16 protein-coding genes and 2 rRNA genes (1 of these 18 only partly in view) are annotated in these 17,581 nt (G+C 44.2%); 16 read left to right on the top strand and 2 right to left on the bottom strand.

The features are described 5' to 3' along the window. The 11 genes from ACZ42E_RS11015 to rsmI form a co-directional block, all read left to right on the top strand. Positions 1-2,909, top strand: a 23S ribosomal RNA gene (locus tag ACZ42E_RS11015) (it extends 83 nt beyond the left edge of the window). A 60-nt stretch (positions 2,910-2,969) separates the two neighbouring features. Continuing rightward, positions 2,970-3,084: ribosomal RNA gene (gene rrf / locus ACZ42E_RS11020) — 5S ribosomal RNA — on the top strand. Positions 3,085-3,179: 95 nt separating this feature from the next. After that, complete coding sequence (locus tag ACZ42E_RS11025; RefSeq protein ID WP_464892354.1) at positions 3,180-3,395, top strand: sigma factor G inhibitor Gin; 216 nt, start codon at positions 3,180-3,182, stop codon at positions 3,393-3,395. A 137-nt stretch (positions 3,396-3,532) separates the two neighbouring features. Beyond that, entirely contained in the window at positions 3,533-4,966 is a 1,434-nt protein-coding gene (locus ACZ42E_RS11030) for an aminotransferase class I/II-fold pyridoxal phosphate-dependent enzyme (RefSeq protein ID WP_464892355.1), read from the top strand. 23 nt (positions 4,967-4,989) lie between these two features. Continuing rightward, positions 4,990-5,628, top strand: a complete 639-nt coding sequence (tmk, locus tag ACZ42E_RS11035; protein WP_464892356.1) for a dTMP kinase — start codon at positions 4,990-4,992, stop codon at positions 5,626-5,628. Next, positions 5,609-6,058, top strand: coding sequence for a YaaR family protein (locus ACZ42E_RS11040; protein WP_464892357.1), 450 nt, complete (start codon positions 5,609-5,611; stop codon positions 6,056-6,058). Before tmk ends, ACZ42E_RS11040 begins: the two co-directional genes overlap by 20 nt. Before the next feature lie 39 nt (positions 6,059-6,097). Continuing rightward, complete coding sequence (locus ACZ42E_RS11045) at positions 6,098-7,057, top strand: DNA polymerase III subunit (RefSeq protein WP_464892358.1); 960 nt, start codon at positions 6,098-6,100, stop codon at positions 7,055-7,057. 58 nt (positions 7,058-7,115) lie between these two features. Beyond that, positions 7,116-7,919 (top strand): PSP1 domain-containing protein, encoded by an 804-nt coding sequence (locus tag ACZ42E_RS11050; protein WP_464892359.1) that lies wholly within the window; start codon positions 7,116-7,118, stop codon positions 7,917-7,919. Beyond that, positions 7,837-8,112 (top strand): initiation control protein YabA, encoded by a 276-nt coding sequence (locus ACZ42E_RS11055; RefSeq protein ID WP_464892360.1) that lies wholly within the window; start codon positions 7,837-7,839, stop codon positions 8,110-8,112. The genes ACZ42E_RS11050 and ACZ42E_RS11055 overlap by 83 nt, the downstream gene beginning before the upstream one ends. Before the next feature lie 11 nt (positions 8,113-8,123). After that, positions 8,124-8,855: a tRNA1(Val) (adenine(37)-N6)-methyltransferase gene (locus ACZ42E_RS11060; RefSeq protein WP_464892361.1), complete on the top strand. Its 732-nt coding sequence runs from the start codon at positions 8,124-8,126 to the stop codon at positions 8,853-8,855. 1 nt (position 8,856) lies between these two features. Continuing rightward, complete coding sequence (rsmI, locus tag ACZ42E_RS11065; protein ID WP_464892362.1) at positions 8,857-9,687, top strand: 16S rRNA (cytidine(1402)-2'-O)-methyltransferase; 831 nt, start codon at positions 8,857-8,859, stop codon at positions 9,685-9,687. 13 nt (positions 9,688-9,700) lie between these two features. Here the strand turns inward: rsmI and ACZ42E_RS11070 are convergent, their stop codons facing one another. Further along, entirely contained in the window at positions 9,701-9,949 is a 249-nt protein-coding gene (locus ACZ42E_RS11070; protein WP_464893536.1) for an AbrB/MazE/SpoVT family DNA-binding domain-containing protein, read from the bottom strand. Positions 9,950-10,260: 311 nt separating this feature from the next. On the opposite strand from ACZ42E_RS11070, the gene metG reads away from it, so the two are divergent. The 4 genes from metG (at position 10,261) to ACZ42E_RS11090 (ending at position 14,978) form a co-directional block, all read left to right on the top strand. Further along, the gene (gene metG, locus ACZ42E_RS11075; protein WP_464892363.1) at positions 10,261-12,201 is read left to right on the top strand and encodes a methionine--tRNA ligase; all 1,941 of its coding nucleotides are present in this window, start codon (positions 10,261-10,263) and stop codon (positions 12,199-12,201) included. A 13-nt stretch (positions 12,202-12,214) separates the two neighbouring features. After that, positions 12,215-12,982, top strand: coding sequence for a TatD family hydrolase (locus ACZ42E_RS11080; RefSeq protein WP_464892364.1), 768 nt, complete (start codon positions 12,215-12,217; stop codon positions 12,980-12,982). A 245-nt stretch (positions 12,983-13,227) separates the two neighbouring features. Continuing rightward, positions 13,228-14,196 (top strand): 3D domain-containing protein, encoded by a 969-nt coding sequence (locus tag ACZ42E_RS11085; protein ID WP_464892365.1) that lies wholly within the window; start codon positions 13,228-13,230, stop codon positions 14,194-14,196. A 113-nt stretch (positions 14,197-14,309) separates the two neighbouring features. After that, positions 14,310-14,978 (top strand): YhcN/YlaJ family sporulation lipoprotein, encoded by a 669-nt coding sequence (locus tag ACZ42E_RS11090; protein WP_464892366.1) that lies wholly within the window; start codon positions 14,310-14,312, stop codon positions 14,976-14,978. Positions 14,979-15,091: 113 nt separating this feature from the next. On the opposite strand, the gene ACZ42E_RS11095 is transcribed toward ACZ42E_RS11090, so the two are convergent. Next, a complete protein-coding gene (locus ACZ42E_RS11095) occupies positions 15,092-15,937 on the bottom strand; it encodes a YitT family protein (protein ID WP_464892367.1) in 846 nt (281 codons plus the stop codon). Positions 15,938-16,267: 330 nt separating this feature from the next. Here ACZ42E_RS11095 and kamA point away from each other — a divergent pair, with 330 nt between their 5' ends. Continuing rightward, on the top strand, positions 16,268-17,557 hold the full coding sequence (gene kamA, locus ACZ42E_RS11100; protein ID WP_464892368.1) for a lysine 2,3-aminomutase: 1,290 nt from the start codon (positions 16,268-16,270) through the stop codon (positions 17,555-17,557). Positions 17,558-17,581 lie beyond the last annotated feature (24 nt).

A 17,581-nucleotide genomic window follows, 5' to 3' on the forward strand; every position in this document is an offset into this window, starting at 1 on the left:
AGCTGCAAGCGAGCGTAGATCCGTGGATGTCCGAATGGGGGAACCCGGCAGAGGAGAACCTCTGTCACCCATGCCTGAACACATAGGGCATGAGGGGCGATACCCGGTGAACTGAAACATCTTAGTAACCGGAGGAGAAGAAATCAAGAGAGATTCCCCAAGTAGCGGCGAGCGAACGGGGAGGAGCCCAAACCTGTTAAGTGCAGAAGCCTGCAAGCGTTGCTTAACAGGGGTTGAGGGATGTCGCGGGTATAGGTTGCAGACTATACGTAACTGCGGAGCGAATAGGGGAACGCAGCTGGAAAGCTGGGCCACAGGGAGTGAAAGCCTCGTACCCGAAATTTGCGCAGCAGTTAGGCGGCAATCCCGAGTACCACTGGACACGTGGAATCTGGTGGGAAGCAGGGGGGACCACCCTCCAAGGCTAAATACTACCTGGCGACCGATAGTGGAGAGTACCGTGAGGGAAAGGTGAAAAGCACCCCGGGAGGGGAGTGAAATAGTACCTGAAACCGTATGCCTACAAGCGGTAGGAGCACGATTGAGAGCGTGTGACTGCGTACCTTTTGCAGAATGGGCCAGCGAGTTACGGTAGCAAGCGAGGTTAAGCCTGAGAAGGGCGGAGCCGGAGCGAAAGCGAGTCTGAAGAGGGCGCTAAGTTTGTTGCCGTAGACCCGAAACCGGGTGATCTATCCATGGCCAGGGTGAAGCGATGGTAGCACATCGTGGAGGCCCGAACCAGAGTACGTTGAAAAGTACGTGGATGAGCTGTGGATAGGGGTGAAATGCCAATCGAACTCGGATATAGCTGGTTCTCCCCGAAATAGCTTTAGGGCTAGCGTCAGTTAGGAGCCTTATGGGGGTAGAGCACTGGTTAGGCTAGGGGCCTTACCGGGTTACCGAACCTTCCCAAACTGCGAATACCATAAGGTGGTGACTGGCAGTCAGTCCATGGGTGATAAGGTTCATGGACGAGAGGGAAAGAGCCCAGACCGTCAGCTAAGGTCCCGAAATCTATGCTAAGTGGGAAAGGAGGTAGTGCTACGAAGACAGCCAGGATGTTGGCTTAGAAGCAGCCATCATTTAAAGAGTGCGTAACAGCTCACTGGTCAAGTGGCACTGCGCCGAAAATATAACGGGGCTAAGCATAGTACCGAAGCTACGGAATTACCGGTTTAAGGTAATTGGTAGGGGAGCATTCCTGTAGGGCAGAAGCCATACCGAAAGGAGTGGTGGACTTACAGGAAGAGAGAATGCTGGCATGAGTAAGCGAGAAGGCAGGTGAGAATCCTGCCCGCCGAAAGCCTAAGGATTCCTGGGGAAGGCTCGTCCGCCCAGGGTAAGCCGGGACCTAACCCGAGGCCTAAGGGCGTAGGGGATGGACAACTGGTTGAGATTCCAGTGCCACCCGAGCTTCGTTTGAGCGAAGGGGTGACGCAGGAGGATAGGTGAAGCGCACGGATGGAAGAGTGCGTCCAAGCACGTAGGGAGTGAGGTAGGCAAATCCGCCTCACGAAATCCTGAGGTGTGAAGGGGAGGGAAAGGAAGTACCGAAGTCACTGAATCCATACTGCCGAGAAAAGCCTCTAGCGAGAAGCAGGGTGCCCGTACCGCAAACCGACACAGGTAGGCGAGGAGAGAATCCTAAGGCGCGCGAGAGAACCCTCGTTAAGGAACTCGGCAAAATGACCCCGTAACTTCGGGAGAAGGGGTGCTCTGGTAGCGTGAGCTAGCAGACGTTAGCGAGCGTGAGAGAGCCGCAGAGAATAGGCCCAGGCGACTGTTTACCAAAAACACAGGTCTCTGCGAAATCGAAAGATGAAGTATAGAGGCTGACGCCTGCCCGGTGCTGGAAGGTTAAGGGGAAGGGTTAGCGGAAACGCGAAGCTCTGAACCGAAGCCCCAGTGAACGGCGGCCGTAACTATAACGGTCCTAAGGTAGCGAAATTCCTTGTCTGGTAAGTTCAGACCCGCACGAAAGGCGTAACGATCTGGGCACTGTCTCGACGAGGGGCTCGGTGAAATTGTAGTATCGGTGAAGATGCCGATTACCTGCGATAGGACAGAAAGACCCCGTGGAGCTTTACTGTAGCTTGACATTGGATCTTGGTAGTCCATGTACAGGATAGGTGGGAGGCAGAGAAAGCAGGTCGCCAGGTCTGCTGGAGCCGCTGGTGGGATACCACTCTTGGATTACTGGGGTTCTAACCTGGCACCATAAGCTGGTGCAGGGACAGTGTCAGGTGGGCAGTTTGACTGGGGCGGTCGCCTCCTAAAGGGTAACGGAGGCGCCCAAAGGTTCCCTCAGCGCGGATGGAAATCGCGCGAAGAGTGTAAAGGCAGAAGGGAGCTTGACTGCGAGAGAGACATTTCGAGCAGGGACGAAAGTCGGGCTTAGTGATCCGGCGGTACCGAGTGGAAGGGCCGTCGCTCATCGGATAAAAGCTACCCCGGGGATAACAGGCTTATCTCCCCCAAGAGTTCACATCGACGGGGAGGTTTGGCACCTCGATGTCGGCTCATCACATCCTGGGGCTGGAGAAGGTCCCAAGGGTTGGGCTGTTCGCCCATTAAAGTGGTACGTGAGCTGGGTTCAGAACGTCGTGAGACAGTTCGGTCCCTATCCATCGCAGGCGCAGGAGAATTGAGGGGAGCTGTCCCTAGTACGAGAGGACCGGGATGGACAGACCGCTGGTGTACCAGTTGTCTCGCCAGGGGCACAGCTGGGTAGCTATGTCTGGAATGGATAAGCGCTGAAAGCATCTAAGCGCGAAGCCAACCCCAAGATGAGTTCTCCCACTCCGGTAAGGAGGTAAGATCCCATCGAGTCTAGGTGGTAGATAGGCCGGGGGTGTAAGTACAGCGATGTATTAAGCCGACCGGTACTAATAGATCGAGGTCTTGACCTAGGAGCCTTGAGGTGAAGGAAGCGCTATCTGCAGTTTTGAGGGATTCAGGGAAGAAGAATTCCTGGTGACGATAGCGGAGGGGAAACACCCGTACCCATCCCGAACACGGAAGTTAAGCCCTCCAGCGCCGATGGTACTGCAGCTGAAGCTGTGGGAGAGTAGGTCGTTGCCAGGATTTATTTTTTTCTGAAACAGTCTGAAACAGGGGACGGTTCTCTGTTTCACTTTAGTGAAACAGAGAACCGTCCCCTGTTTCAGTGTATAATTTATATGTATCAGGTTTTGCCTTTGCCGAAAAATGAAAAATGTAAAATACTGCCATGCTGTTATATATGTGAAAAGGTGCCTGAGGCAGGGATTAGAGGGGGTTTGAAGCTTAAGAAAGCTTTTATATGTGAAAAGTGCGAGGAGGAGATTGTTAGTCTGAGCATAGATTCTGTTCAATATGAAGCAGTTAAGGAAAAAATTAAAAAAATCTTGAGGTAACAGTTAAGTGGATAAATTTTGTTTTGCTGGTGAGGGGATGATATCCCCTTTTTTTACTTGCTGGGGAATTTTATAAACATTAGAATAAGAAAGAAAGTTTTATAAAAAGTGTTCTCCTGGTTGGTGAGGTGACCTTTTTGCAAGGTAAGACTCCTATTTATTCTGCCCTGCTTAAATATATAGACGAAGACTGCCTGCGCCTTCATATGCCAGGACATGCAGGAGGGAGGGGCTTTAACCATCCTGTTTTTAGAGAGCTGGGTTTTTTTGATGTTACGGAAGTGCCTCCCTTTGATAATCTGCACTTGCCTTCCGGAATAATAGAAGAGAGCAGGCGAATGCTGGCCAGGGCCTATGGGGCACATACCAGCTTTTTTCTGGTAAACGGGGCTACTTCAGGTATTCAGGCTTTATTTTTGGGTTTGACTTCGGAAGGTGATAAGGTTTTAGTCAATCGCCACCTGCATAAATCTTTTTTTGGCGCTATGGTGCTCTCCGGCTGCACACCAGTATATATACCTTATAAGACTGATGGGAAATATGGTTTGCCTTTGGCTGTTTCACAAGCGGATGTAGAAGAGGCCCTTAAAGGTAACCCTGATGCCAGGGTTATTTTTGTTACAAGTCCTACTTATTATGGGACTGCTTCTGATTTAGCAGCTATGGCGCATCTGGCACGAAGATATGATGTTTTTTTGGCGGTGGATGAGGCACATGGCGGACATTTTTGTTTTCATGATTCTTACCCCCCTTCTGCCCTTGCTTCAGGGGCAGATGCAGCAGTAAATGGAATGCACAAGACTCTGCCTGTTTTTAATCAGGGGGCGTGTCTGCATCTTTCTTCTTCGCTCAAAGATAAAGATAAAATATTTATGTCCTATACCCTTTTAACTACTACCAGCCCTTCTTATCCTATATTGGCCTCCATCGAAATAGCGCGGGCAATTATGGAAGAAAAGGGCTATGAACTTTTGGATAAGGCTTTAGGGCTGGCAGAGGAATATAAAAAAAAGATTAATGGGATAAAAGGCTTGCGGTGCGGGGACGAGTTTTTGCAGGCTAAAGGGGTTGCTGGCTGGGATCCTTTAAAAGTAGCCGTTTTTTGCGATGATTTAGAAATAGATGGTTATAGGCTGGATTATATATTGCGTAAGGATTACGGTATTCAGGTGGAGATGAGTCAGCCTTATCTGGTGCTGGCTATGATGTCGGTTTTTCATGACCGAAATGACTGGGAAAAATTGTATAAAAGCTTAGCTATTATAGCAGAAAAATATTATAATGGGAGGAGAAAGAAGGTACCTTCTTTTTCAGTACTGATGCCAGAAGTGGTTTTAACTCCCCGGGAGGCTTTTTTTGCCGGTAAAAGGAGGGTAAGGCTTGAGGAGAGCAGAGGGTTGATAGCTGGGGAAATGGTAGCTGCCTATCCGCCTGGTATTCCCTGTCTTTTGCCGGGCGAAGTTATAAATGATGAGGTATATGATTATATTATGTATCTTAAAGGGAGCGGGGCCAGATTGGTAGGAATCAAGGACCAGGAGCTTCGCTTTATTGATATAATTGAAATGTAAAAATTTAAAGAGGAGCTAATAAGATGGGGGTTTTTATAAGTATTGAAGGTATTGATGGCAGTGGAAAAACCAGCATCAAAGAGGGTATTTTGTCTTTTTTAAAAGCGTATGATCCAGTAAGCGTAAGGGAACCGGGAGGAACGGTTATTTCTGAAAAGATCCGGGAGATACTCCTTGATTTTAAAAACAGCAGCATTACTCCGCGTACGGAGGCTTTTCTATACGCTTCTTCCCGCAGCCAGCTGGTAGATGAAGTGATAAGGCCAGCTTTGAATGAAGGGAAAATAGTGGTTGCTGACCGTTATACCGATTCAACCCTGGCTTATCAGGGTTATGGGCGAGGGCTGGATTTGGGATTTCTGGAAATGCTTAATAAGCTTTGTACCGGGGGATTAAAACCGGATTTGACTCTCCTTCTGGATGTTGATCCGGAAGTAGGAGTAAAGAGAAGGCAGGGAAGAGAGATTGACCGTTTGGAGAAGGAAGGGATCATGTTTCAAAAAAGGGTGCGCGAGGGATATTTGGAGCTGGCCAGAAAAGAGCCGGAAAGGATAAAAGTTATCGATGCCGGGCGCAGCTTGGAAGAAGTTTTAAATGAGGCGCTGGAGAAAGTGGGCCTTTTTTTAAAGGGAAGTGGTTTAATTGAAGATAGATCGGGATAAGAAAGATTTGCTAAAATTTAATGTTTCCCGTTCCCCGGAGGCCAGGGGAATAGAAAGGGGAGCTAGCGCGAGCTTTGAACAGGAGCTTCTTTCCAAAAGGGAAAGCGAACTTAATTTCAAGATGCAGGAGATTTTAGACCAGATTGATAAGACGGCGCGCCGTTTGAAGGAACATTTAAATGTGCAGGATCTTATGCTTTACAAAAAGCTGGTGAAATCATTTTTGAAAGAAGCTGTAGCCAGGGCTTATATTTTAAAACAGGAGAGAAGCAGAAGCCGGCGGGGACGTACGATTTTGATTACCGTAGAAACTATTGACCGGGAGATAGAAGAGCTTATAAATGAATTTATGCTGAATAGGGCAGAACCGGTGGTTATTCTGGATAAACTGGATAAGATACGGGGCATGCTGGTAGATTTAATGATATAATTTTAAGATGGCAAATTTTTTATTAAAGGTGAACAGGCTATGCAGTTTCTTTCAGAGGTTAAAGGGCAGGATAAGGTTTTAAATATGCTGAAAAAGGCAGCCGAGGGAGGCCATATAAGCCATGCCTACCTCTTTACAGGGCCGGAAGGGGTAGGCAAGATGTTGACGGCCAGGATGTGGGCTTATTCTTTGTTAGCTGAGGAAGATGAGGCGGCTTTGGTATATTTGCGGGAAGGCATGCATCCTGATCTTTTGATTATTGAAAAAGAGGAAAACAAGTCTTTAATAGGCAGGGATAAAATAGTAAAGGATTTGGAGCCCTGGCTGGCTTTAAAACCTTATCGTGCCAAACACCGCATAGCGATAATAAGAGATGCCCATCTTTTAAGTATGGAAGGAGCCAATGCGCTTTTAAAAACCCTGGAGGAACCGCCTTTTTATGCGCTGATAATCCTGGTAGCCGATGAAAATACCCTTTTGGAAACGGTAGTATCCCGCTGCCAGGTCGTGAGGTTTTCTTCTCTGCCTCCTTATGTAATTGAAGGGATACTGCTTAAGAAGGGAGTAAGTGAAGAAAAGGCCAAGGAGGCAGCCTATTTAGGGCAGGGAAGTGCTGCCTATGCGCTGCATTTTGTGGAAGAAGAGCTTAACCGGAACTGGCAGCTGTCTTATAGCCTGATAAAGATGCTTGCTTTGGAAGGGGAAGCTGCGGTATGGGAAGCTGCTGAAAGGATGGAGGCTAATCCCCAGCTTATGATCCGTATGCTGGAAACTATCTTAAGGGATATATTGATATATAATAAAACGGGAGAAGAAGGATTGCTGCTGGCCAGGGAAAATAAGGATATAGCTGTATGGTTCAGCAAAAGGTTAAATGAAGATAAATTGAGACAAGCTATAGACAAGATAGGCTTGCTTAAAGGCTATTACCGGAGGAATGTAAATTCCTTGCTGATTAACATAAATGTATGTTATGCAATAAAAAATGCTTTGCTTTAAAAGGGCCTTATAAGTTTTGTCCCCAAATAAAGAGATTTAAGAAAGGGGTTTTGGTTTTATGCCTTGGGTAGTAGGCGTAAGGTTTAAACCGGCAGGAAAGATATATTATTTTGATGGTGAAGATATAGATGTTGAGGTAGGAGACCCGGTTATTGTCGAAACGATAAGGGGAATAGAATACGGTACCGTAGTTATAGGAAAAAGGAATATAGAAGAAGAAAAACTGGTTTTGCCGCTTAAAAAGGTTTTGCGCAAGGCTACTAAAGAAGATACGGCCAAATACCTCAGCAACAAGGCTAAGGAGAAGGATGCCCTGGAGATATGCAAGGAAAAGGTTAAGGAACATGGGCTTCCCATGCACCTTATAGATGTAGAATATACATTTGATATGGGAAAGATAATATTTTATTTTACGGCAGAGGGGCGGGTCGATTTCAGGGAACTGGTAAAAGACCTGGCAGCTATTTTTAAAACCAGGATTGAATTGAGGCAGATAGGGGTAAGGGATGAAGCCAAAATGGTAGGAGGCATAGGAACCTGTGGCAGGGTTTTATGCTGTCATACCTTTTTGGGCGAGTTTCAACCCGTATCTATCCGCATGGCCAAAGAACAAAATCTCTCCCTGAACCCTACCAAAATATCAGGCAGTTGTGGCCGGCTGATGTGCTGTCTTAAGTATGAATCAGAACTTTATGATGACAACCTGCAGGATGACAGTGATTTGCTGGAAGCATGCGATATAGGCGAAGATTGTGAAAAGTTAATTGAGGAGGACCGTAATGGAAAAGAGTGTCCAGGAGCTCAAGATGATAATCCGGGAACTTATCCTGGAAGTGGGGGAACTGAAAGAGAGGATAGCTAATCTGGAAAAGAACATGGCTTTATATGAAGAGGCCAGGCTGCCGGAAGTGACGGAAAATCTGTTTTTACAGGGAGAGAGCTACGAAAAGCTGGGCAAGCTCTATAAAGAAGGCTACCATGTATGTCCAGCCTCTTTTGGCCAGGTGCGGCAGGGAGAGTGCCTTTTTTGCATAGCGTTTATGGAAAAAGAATAGGAGGAGTCTGGTTGTTTTTAAAAGAAGATGAAACTCTGGATGATTTGATTATTGGCAATTTAAAAATTGTTCAGCCGACAAAAGGCTACCGTTTTTCCATAGATGCTGTCCTTATTGCCCACTTTTGCCTTTTGGAAGGAGTGAAAACGGTTGTCGACCTGGGGAGTGGAAGTGGCGTTATCCCCCTTATATTAAGCCAGCGGGATAAGGGGATAATAATAAAAGGGGTAGAAATCCAGGAATCCATGGTAGATAGAGCTAAAAGAAGCATACAGATTAACCATCTGGAAGAAAGGATTCAGATAATACATGGAGATATAAAAAAGATAGGGGATGTTTTGCCTCCCGAATCAGCTGAACTGGTAGTATGCAACCCTCCTTTCTGGAGAAAGAATGAGGGGTGGGTAAGCCAGAACCGGGAGGAAGCAGTAGCCAGACATGAACTGGAAGTTGATTTTGCATATATTGTTAAGGCTGCTTATTATCTCTTGCCTTCCCGGGGAAAGTTTGCTTTTATACAGCGAGCAGATCGTTTTTTAGAAGGCTTTAAGCTTCTGGAAAAGAATAATATAGGGATTAGCCGGGTAAGGTGGGTACATTCCAGAAAGGACCAGACGGCCAAACTGGTTCTGGTAGAAGGGATTAAAAATAAACCTCCTAACCTCAAGATATTGCCGCCTCTTATTATTTATGAAGACCATGGAGATTACTGCCAGGAGTTAAAGGAGATATATGGGAGATAATATGGGGAAATTGTTTATATGTGGCACACCAATAGGTAATCTGGAAGATGTGAGCATAAGGCTTTTGAAGACTTTGCGCAGGGTAGACCTTATTGCCTGTGAAGACACGCGCCATACAATAAGGCTTTTGTCCCGCTATAAGATAAAAAAGCCGCTCATAAGCTATCACGAGCATTCCAGCCGGGAAAGGGAAGACTATATTTTAAAACTGCTTTTGGAAGGAAAAACCATTGCTCTAGTTTCTGATGCCGGCATGCCAGGAATATCTGATCCGGGAGAAGGCTTGATAAAAAGGGCTATTGAGGAAAATATCCCCCTGGAGGTTATTCCGGGTCCCAGTGCCGCTATTGCAGCTCTTGCCTTATCGGGAATGGACACTTCTTCTTTTGTGTTTATCGGTTTTTTGCCTTCCAAAGAGGGAGCTCGCGAAGAAATACTGCAGGAATTAAAAGAAGAAAAAAGGACCCTGGTTTTTTATGAATCCCCGCACCGTTTGGCAAAGACCCTGCAGTCTATGGCCAAAATACTGGGAGAAAACAGGAAAATAGCAGTTGCCCGGGAAATTACCAAGGTCTATGAAGAGGTAAAAAGGGGAAAGCTGGGAGAAATAGCCGGGTATTTTGCTGAAATCCCTCCTAAAGGGGAGTTTACTCTGATAGTGGAAGGGAACAGGGAAGAAAAGGAAGGGGATATAAAACAGGTTTTAGAAGAGGTTAAGCAGCTTATCAAGGGAGGGATAGATAAAAAAGAGGCCCTCAAGATGAAGGCCCGGGAGTACAAAATAAAAAAATCCGTACTTTATAAGTCCTTTCTGGAAGAATATGAAGAATAAGTTATGTACTGTTTTATCCCACCTGTTTGCTGAGTTCGGTAAGGCAGCTGCGGCACAGGTTTTTGCCTTTATAGTTGATTACTTCTTCAGCATTGCCGCAGAAGATGCAGGCCGGTTCATATTTTCTGAGGATAATCTTGTCGCTGTCGACATAGATTTCCAGGGCGTCTTTTTCTTCAATGCCCATGGTGCGCCTCAGTTCGATAGGAATGACAATGCGTCCCAGCTCGTCCACTTTTCTTACAACGCCCGTTGATTTCATCATGATACTTGTAAACCCCCTGTCGTTTTATACTAGTTTTCACAACAAAGTGTACCAGCAATGGCAGAAAAAGTCAAGGTATTTTTCAACATAAATGGACAGGAAAAAATTTTTTTGACAATTTTTGTTCTCTATTTTCTGGGGAATAATCTAAAAAAAGCCATGATTTTACAGAGGGTTCCCCCAAATTACCTGTTGAATAAGGAAAATTATTTGTAAAATGAGTATTTTTGGCTTAGTATATAAATGGTAGGTTTTTATTGTTTTGCCAGAGGATTAGAAACGGAATAAAGGTTATAGGAGGGAAATTTGTGGATAAAAAGGGTACTTTTTATATAACTACTCCTATTTATTATCCGAGTGACAATTTACATATCGGCCATGCTTATTCTACGGTAGCTGCTGATTGTGTGGCCCGTTTTAAAAGGATGTCCGGATATGATGTATTTTACCTTACGGGAACTGATGAACACGGACAGAAGATTGAAAGAATTGCCCGCTCCAGAGGCCTGGAGCCTAAAGAACATGTAGACCGGATTGTCGAAAATATAAAACATTTATGGAAGGTAATGCTTATTTCCAATGATGATTTTATACGCACGACCGAGCCCAGGCATGAAAAGGTAGTGCAGGAGCTTTTTAAAAAGGTTTATGATAAAGGGGATATTTATATATCCCAGTATGAAGGATGGTACTGTACCCCCTGTGAAACCTTTTTTACGGAAAGGCAGCTGGTAGATGGCAAATGTCCTGACTGTGGAAGAGAAGTAGAACTGCTGAAAGAAGAAAGCTACTTTTTCCGCATGTCCAAATATGCAGACAGGCTGCTGGAACATATATACAATAATCCTGATTTTATTCAGCCGGAATCCAGGCGCAATGAAGTTATAAACTTCATAAAAGGCGGACTGGAGGATTTATGTGTTTCCCGTACAACCTTCAAGTGGGGGATTCCGGTTCCTTTTAAGGAAGACCATGTAATTTATGTGTGGTTTGATGCCCTGATAAATTATTTGAGCGGCATAGGATATGCAGAGGATCCGGAGAAATTTAACCGCTACTGGCCAGCAGATGTACACCTTATGGCCAAGGATATACTGCGCTTTCACGCGATTATCTGGCCTACTATGCTTATGGCCATGGATTTGCCGCTTCCTAAAAAAGTTTTTGCCCACGGCTGGATTATGCTGGAAGGGGGCAAAATGTCTAAATCCAAAGGAAATGTAGTTGATCCTCTGATTCTGGTTGAAAAATATGGCGTAGATGCAGTCCGTTATTACCTTTTAAAAGAGCTTAATTTTGGGCAGGATGGAGTCTATTCCGAAGAAATGCTTATAAATCGCATAAACAGTGATCTGGCCAACGACCTGGGGAACCTTATAAGCCGTACCGCGGCTATGATTGACAAATATTTTGCCGGAGAGGTTCCGCCTCCTCTGGATAAAGAGGATGTAGACAGTGATTTGATAGGTGTATTTGAGGAGGCTTATGCTGAAGCAACTGCCAAACTGGAGAAACTTGATTTTGCCGGCTACATTATGGCGGTTATGAGACTGGTAGCCAGGGCTAACAAATATATCGATGAGACCGAACCCTGGGTTTTGGGAAAAGATGAGAGCAAAAAAGGGCGGCTGGCCACTGTGTTATATAATCTGGCTGAGGTCATCAGGGCATCGGTTATAATGCTGGCTCCGGCCATGCCTACCCTGCCTGCCAGAGTAAATGAGCAGATTGCGGTTTTTGCTGATCCTTTAAATCTTAAATGGGAAGATGCTGGCGTATTTGGGCTTACGAAGGCAGGAAGCAGGGTTAAGAAAGGGGGAGCCCTTTTCCCCAGGATTGATGTAAAAAGCTTGAAGGAGGACAACAAGGTGCAGGAAGAGCAGGTAAGAGAACAGGTAAAAGAAGAAGAAAACAAGGAAAAACAGTATATAACTATTGATGATTTTGCCAAACTTGACCTGAGGGTAGCGGAAGTTGTTGCCTGTGAAAAAATGCCCAATGCCGATAAGCTTTTAATCCTGAAGGTTAGAGTAGGGGAAGAAGAAAGGACTGTAGTTTCAGGGATTGCCCAGTATTATCAGCCGGAGGAGCTGGTAGGCAAAAAGGTTATACTGGTTGCTAACCTTAAACCGACTAAACTGCGCGGGGTTTTGTCGGAAGGCATGATTTTGGCTGCTTCTGATAAAGAAGAAAATCTTCTGGAAGTTTTGACGGTAAGCAAAGTACCTTCTGGAACACAGGTAAGATAAAGGGGAAATCGTTATGCTTATAGATACGCATGCTCATCTGCAGGATAAAGCATTTAAAAATGACCTGGAGGAAGTATTAAAGAGGGCAAAAGAGGCGGGAGTAGAAAAGATAATATGTATCGGCTATGATTATCAGAGTTCTGTGGAAGCTGTTGCCTTAGCCAGCAAATATGAAGGAATATATGCTGTGGTGGGGGTACATCCCCATGATGCCAAGGAACTGGACGAAGAGATGCTTGATAAGCTTTATAAGCTGGCCAGGGAAGAAAAAGTGGTTGCGGTAGGAGAAACAGGCCTTGACTACTACCGCAACCTGTCCCCTAAAGAAAAGCAGAAAGAAGCTTTCATGGCGCAGATAAAGCTGGCCAGGGAGCTCGGAAAGCCTGTGGTTATACATGATCGGGATGCCCATCAGGATGTGCTGGATATAATAAAAAAAGAAAAGGCCGGGGAAAACGGCGGGATAATGCACTGTTATTCCGGTCATCTGCCTATGGCTATTGAACTTATGAAAGAAGGGTTTTATATATCTTTTGCCGGGCCGGTAACTTTTGGTAATGCCCGCAAAACCCAGGAAGTGGCAGCCAATATTCCCCTGGAGCGCATACTTGTTGAAACTGACTGTCCTTATCTGGCTCCTGAGCCGCTGCGGGGAAAACGCAATGAGCCGTCTTATGTAGGTTATGTAGCGCGCAGGATTGCGGAAATAAGAAAAAAAAGCGAAGAAGAGATAGCTTATATTACGAGCCTGAATGCCGAAAAAGTGTTTAATCTGAAATGATAAGGGAAAGAGTGTGTAAAAAGCACTCTTTCTTTTTTATTAAAAAAATTTTTTTAGACAATTTATTTTTATTTCCAGGAATAAAATAAGTTTATAAGGATAATAATTTAAAGAAAGGGATGCACCCTGTGGAAAATAAAAGCATACGAGTAATTATATGGAATAAGATTTGACTTTTAGACCTGTTTTTGTCTAAAATGAAACGAAGGAATCATTCCCTGGTTCCTAAAAAAAGGAGGAGAGAAATGGGTATTGTATGGTCTAAGAAGAGCACTTACCTGGCAGCTGCAGTTTTAGGCAGTTTGCTTTTGATGGTAAGTCTGTTCTTTGCCCTGCAAAAACCGGTTACTGTTGAAGTTGATGGGAAGGTAATAAAGACCTGTGTATTTTTCTCAGGTACCGTAGGAGATGTTCTGCAGAAGAAGGGAATAGTTTTAGGCGAAAAAGATAAGGTGGAGCCGGATCTGGATACCCGGGTCAAGAAAAATACCAGAATCGTAGTAACCAGAGCTTTTAAAGTAGTTGTAATAGCAGATGGAGAAAGAAAAGAGATAATAACTACACCTGTTACTATAAGCCAGGCCATAGAACTAGCTGGAGTAGAGCTGGGAGCAAAAGACATAGTAAAAACTAATCCTACCCAGTATACAGTACCGGGACAGGAGATTGAGGTTATAAGGGTAACGGAAAAGGAGGTTGAGCTGAAAGAGCCTATACCTTTTGAAGTGGAAAAGACTTACGACAACACCCTGGAAAAAGGCCTTACCAAAACCCTGGCGCAGGGTAAGGAAGGGCTGGCACTTAATGTAGTGAGGATTACTTATCACAACGGACAGGAAGTAAAAAGGGAAGTTATAGAGAGCAAAACGCTTGTCCCTCCCCAGAATAAAATAGTGGCATTAGGAACCATAACTTCTGTGTCCCGTGGTAGTTTGCGGCTTAATTTCAGGGAAGCCCGCTATATGCAAGCTTCCGCCTATACTTATACCGGAAGGCGGACAGCTACCGGAAAATATCCGGAGGTAGGAATGGTAGCCGTTGATCCGTCAGTAATACCTTTAGGAACCAGGCTTTATGTTGAAGGCTATGGTTATGCGGTAGCAGCCGATACAGGTGGAGCTGTCAGGGGAAACGAGCTGGATATATTTATGGAAACCAGGGAACAGTGTTTAAATTGGGGAAGGCGTACAGTAAAGGTATATATTCTTGATTAAAAAAAGAAAAAGCAGGGCACAAAAGCAGTAGAGCGCAAAGCTTTACTGCTTTTGTTATTTTTTGCCATGATTTAAAATGAAAAAATGCGGCAAACTTAAAATAAGCAAAGGAGGTGATTAGGATAAGGAAAAATTGGCTGGTAATTTTAAGTTTACTGCTATTCTCCATAATTTCTGTTGCTGGCTGTCAGACAACTGCTAAAAAGCCCATGAGTCCGCAGAGCAATCAGGGAACCGTTCCCAGGAGCCAAAATTTAAGTACTGCTCCTGCTGCTAATTTAACGGATGCGGAAGCTAAAGCGCTGGCCAAGAAGCTGGCCAAAATGGCTGATAATGTGAGTGGAGTCCAGAAAGCAACGGTGGTGGTAACAGAGGGAACGGCTACTACTCCTTCTACTAACCGGGTACGGACAGGTGTTACTACTATTAATAATGATCGGTTTAACGGCATGACCAATACTGCCACTACCCCTGGGGGAAGAACCGTTACCGGACCGGATGGGACGTATGTTAGAGGAATAGTGGTTATGGTAGGTTTAGATGTTGACCGGAGTATGATTAACAATACAGCAGAAATGGAACGGCTGAAAACTAAAGTTGCCAACAAGCTTTTAGCGGCAGATAATAGAATATCAAGGGTATATGTTACCAGTGATCCGGAGTTAGTAAAAAGAATTTCTAATGCAGCGGATGATATGGTAAAAGGCAAGCCTTTATCCAGGATGAGAAGTGATTTGAACAATCTTATGGATCGGATGAAAGGTGAGAGTTCGGCATTTTAAATTTTTGGTTGTTTGAGAAAAATAGAAGAAGCCCGCTTTCAAGATGAATTTTTTGGAAGCGGGCTTTTTTTATTACCAAAAGTTTTTTGGCTTATAAAAGATAAATTTTTATATTATAATGGCTTGAAACCTTCTCCCAATACTTCATGGATGTTTTGAACGGCTATAAAAGCATTAGGATCGGCTTTTTTTATGAAATTGCGCAGTCTTACAAATTCTTGCCGTTTTAAAATAGTCATTATCACCTCTCTTGTTTCACCAGTAAAGGCTCCTTCCGCTTTATATATAGTAGCTCCTCTTCTTAGGTCCTGGGTTATAAAATATTTAATTTTTTCGCTTTGAGATGTTATTATTAGCACTTGTTTGCTTATAGTTATGCCCTCTACGACATAGTCTATAAAGAAACCATACAGTATAACCCCTAAGAGGGCATAAAGCCCTTTTTGAAGACCGAATACACTGGTGGCTATGATGGTGATTATAAAATCTACTAAAAGTACGCCTTTGCCTATATCAAGATGATAGAATTGGTATATTATGCGTGCTATTATGTCGGTCCCGCCGCTGGAAGCATTCTGGTTAAAGAGTATGGCTATGCCTATACTGGATATCATTACCCCGAAAAAGAGCTGGATTAAAAGGTCGTTAAGCAGGGGTGAAGATAAAGGATATATCTTTTCTAATACTAGTATAATGCTCGGGATTAGTATGCTGCAGTATACAGTTTTAAAGCCATACACAGGGCCTATGGTTAAGAATCCGAGTATGAGCAGGGTTATGCTCAAGAAAAGGATTATACTTCCTAAAGGCAGGGAAGGGATAAATTTGTTTATAACGAGCGAGAGGCCGTTTATCCCCCCAGCAGCTATATGATTAGGGGCTAAGAAAAAGTAAAAGCCCAAGGCATCTAATAAAGCGCCTAAGTTGAGCAGTAGGAAATCTTTTATTTTTTCTTTCATATCCTGATCCCCTTTTCGGTTTTATATGAAGGACATTTAGGCATCGGTATTTTGATAATAAATGTTTAAATCAGATTTTGTCAATGTTTAGAAGATTCAATATTTTATAATTTTATACCAAAAAGAAATGCGATTTTTGGGCATCTAAACATAATAAGACCATGTCGAACAAGTAATTATATGTGTGGTTATGCTTAAATTTAAGCGGACAAGACAAAATTCAAGCAAAATAAGAATCGGTTATTAGACAATATTAGCGATTTTAATGGCTTTTGAGATATGGCACGCATTTTGCTAAAAAGTAGGTCAGAGATTTATTGGGAGGAGCTGATGGTTATTATTACCAGAGAAAAAAATGGTTTTTATCGAAGGCCCTATTATGAGGTTCCTCTTTTTAAAGGTGTTTCTGAAGAGGAATGGGGTGATTGGCACTGGCAGCTTAGAAACTGTATAACGACACTTGAGGAGTTGAAGCAGGTTATAAACTTAACTCCAGAAGAAGAAGAGGGAGTAAGGGAGTGTCTTAAGGTATTTCGCATGTCTATTACTCCTTATTATGCTGCCCTCATGGATCCGGATGATCCAAATTGTCCAGTAAGAAGACAAGCAGTTCCAACTTCTTTGGAGCTGAGGATTGCTCCTAGTGATCTTTTGGATCCCTTACATGAAGATATAGATTCGCCAGTAAAAGGGCTTACTCACCGTTATCCAGATCGTGTTCTGTTTTTGGTAACTGACCAGTGTTCGATGTACTGCCGGCATTGTACAAGAAGAAGGATGGCAGGACAGACAGATAAAGCAGCTCCTATGGAACAGATTGAAGCTGGCATAGATTATATAAAAGGCAATAAAAAGGTGCGAGATGTTCTTATTTCGGGTGGAGACCCGCTTACCCTTGGTGATGAGAGGTTGGAGGAGATAATTGCTAGGCTCAGAGAGATCCCTCATGTGGAAATTGTGCGCATAGGCACGCGGATGCCGGTAGTACTGCCGCAGCGGATAACTAATTCATTGGTAAATATGCTGAGAAAATATCATCCTATTTGGTTAAATACTCATTTTAATCACCCAAAAGAGGTTACTGACGAGTCAAGGAAAGCCTTGGCTCTCTTAGCTGATGCGGGGATACCCCTCGGTAATCAAACGGTTCTTTTAAGGGGCATAAATGATTGTCCGAATGTTATGAAAAAGCTGATGCATGAATTGGTTAAAAACAGAGTGCGCCCCTACTATATATATCAGTGTGATTTGTCTCAGGGGATTGAGCATTTCCGTACCACTGTTTCCACAGGTATTGAGATTATTGAAGCTCTCCGAGGGCATACTAGTGGATATGCGGTACCTACTTTCGTAGTAGACGCTCCCGGAGGGGGAGGCAAAATTCCTGTCATGCCTCAGTATCTGATTACTTACGCTAAAAACAGGGTGGTTTTGCGCAACTATGAAGGAGTTATAACGGTTTATGAAGAGCCTCAATATGAGAGGGAAAAGTGCAACTGCCAGTATTGCCAAGAAGCCCAAGAACAAGGACAAACTGGTGTATATGTGATTATAGCTCAAGATGGGATTCATCATCTGGAACCAGCGGATTTAGACAGGTTGAACAGGCGGCACAATTAAAGACCAAATAAAAATAATGCATGA

The organism is Thermosyntropha tengcongensis (genome assembly GCF_055381335.1).

Excerpts from the sequence above, each read along its gene's own strand:
- ACZ42E_RS11025 (WP_464892354.1), top strand. The coding sequence starts at position 3,180 with ATGTATCAGGTTTTGCCTTTGCCGAAAAATGAAAAATGTAAAATACTG.
- tmk (WP_464892356.1), top strand. The coding sequence starts at position 4,990 with ATGGGGGTTTTTATAAGTATTGAAGGTATTGATGGCAGTGGAAAAACC.
- ACZ42E_RS11045 (WP_464892358.1), top strand. The coding sequence starts at position 6,098 with ATGCAGTTTCTTTCAGAGGTTAAAGGGCAGGATAAGGTTTTAAATATG.
- ACZ42E_RS11050 (WP_464892359.1), top strand. The coding sequence starts at position 7,116 with ATGCCTTGGGTAGTAGGCGTAAGGTTTAAACCGGCAGGAAAGATATAT.
- ACZ42E_RS11055 (WP_464892360.1), top strand. The coding sequence starts at position 7,837 with ATGGAAAAGAGTGTCCAGGAGCTCAAGATGATAATCCGGGAACTTATC.
- rsmI (WP_464892362.1), top strand. The coding sequence starts at position 8,857 with ATGGGGAAATTGTTTATATGTGGCACACCAATAGGTAATCTGGAAGAT.
- ACZ42E_RS11070 (WP_464893536.1), bottom strand. The coding sequence starts at position 9,949 with ATGAAATCAACGGGCGTTGTAAGAAAAGTGGACGAGCTGGGACGCATT.
- ACZ42E_RS11080 (WP_464892364.1), top strand. The coding sequence starts at position 12,215 with ATGCTTATAGATACGCATGCTCATCTGCAGGATAAAGCATTTAAAAAT.
- ACZ42E_RS11085 (WP_464892365.1), top strand. The coding sequence starts at position 13,228 with ATGGGTATTGTATGGTCTAAGAAGAGCACTTACCTGGCAGCTGCAGTT.
- ACZ42E_RS11095 (WP_464892367.1), bottom strand. The coding sequence starts at position 15,937 with ATGAAAGAAAAAATAAAAGATTTCCTACTGCTCAACTTAGGCGCTTTA.
- kamA (WP_464892368.1), top strand. The coding sequence starts at position 16,268 with ATGGTTATTATTACCAGAGAAAAAAATGGTTTTTATCGAAGGCCCTAT.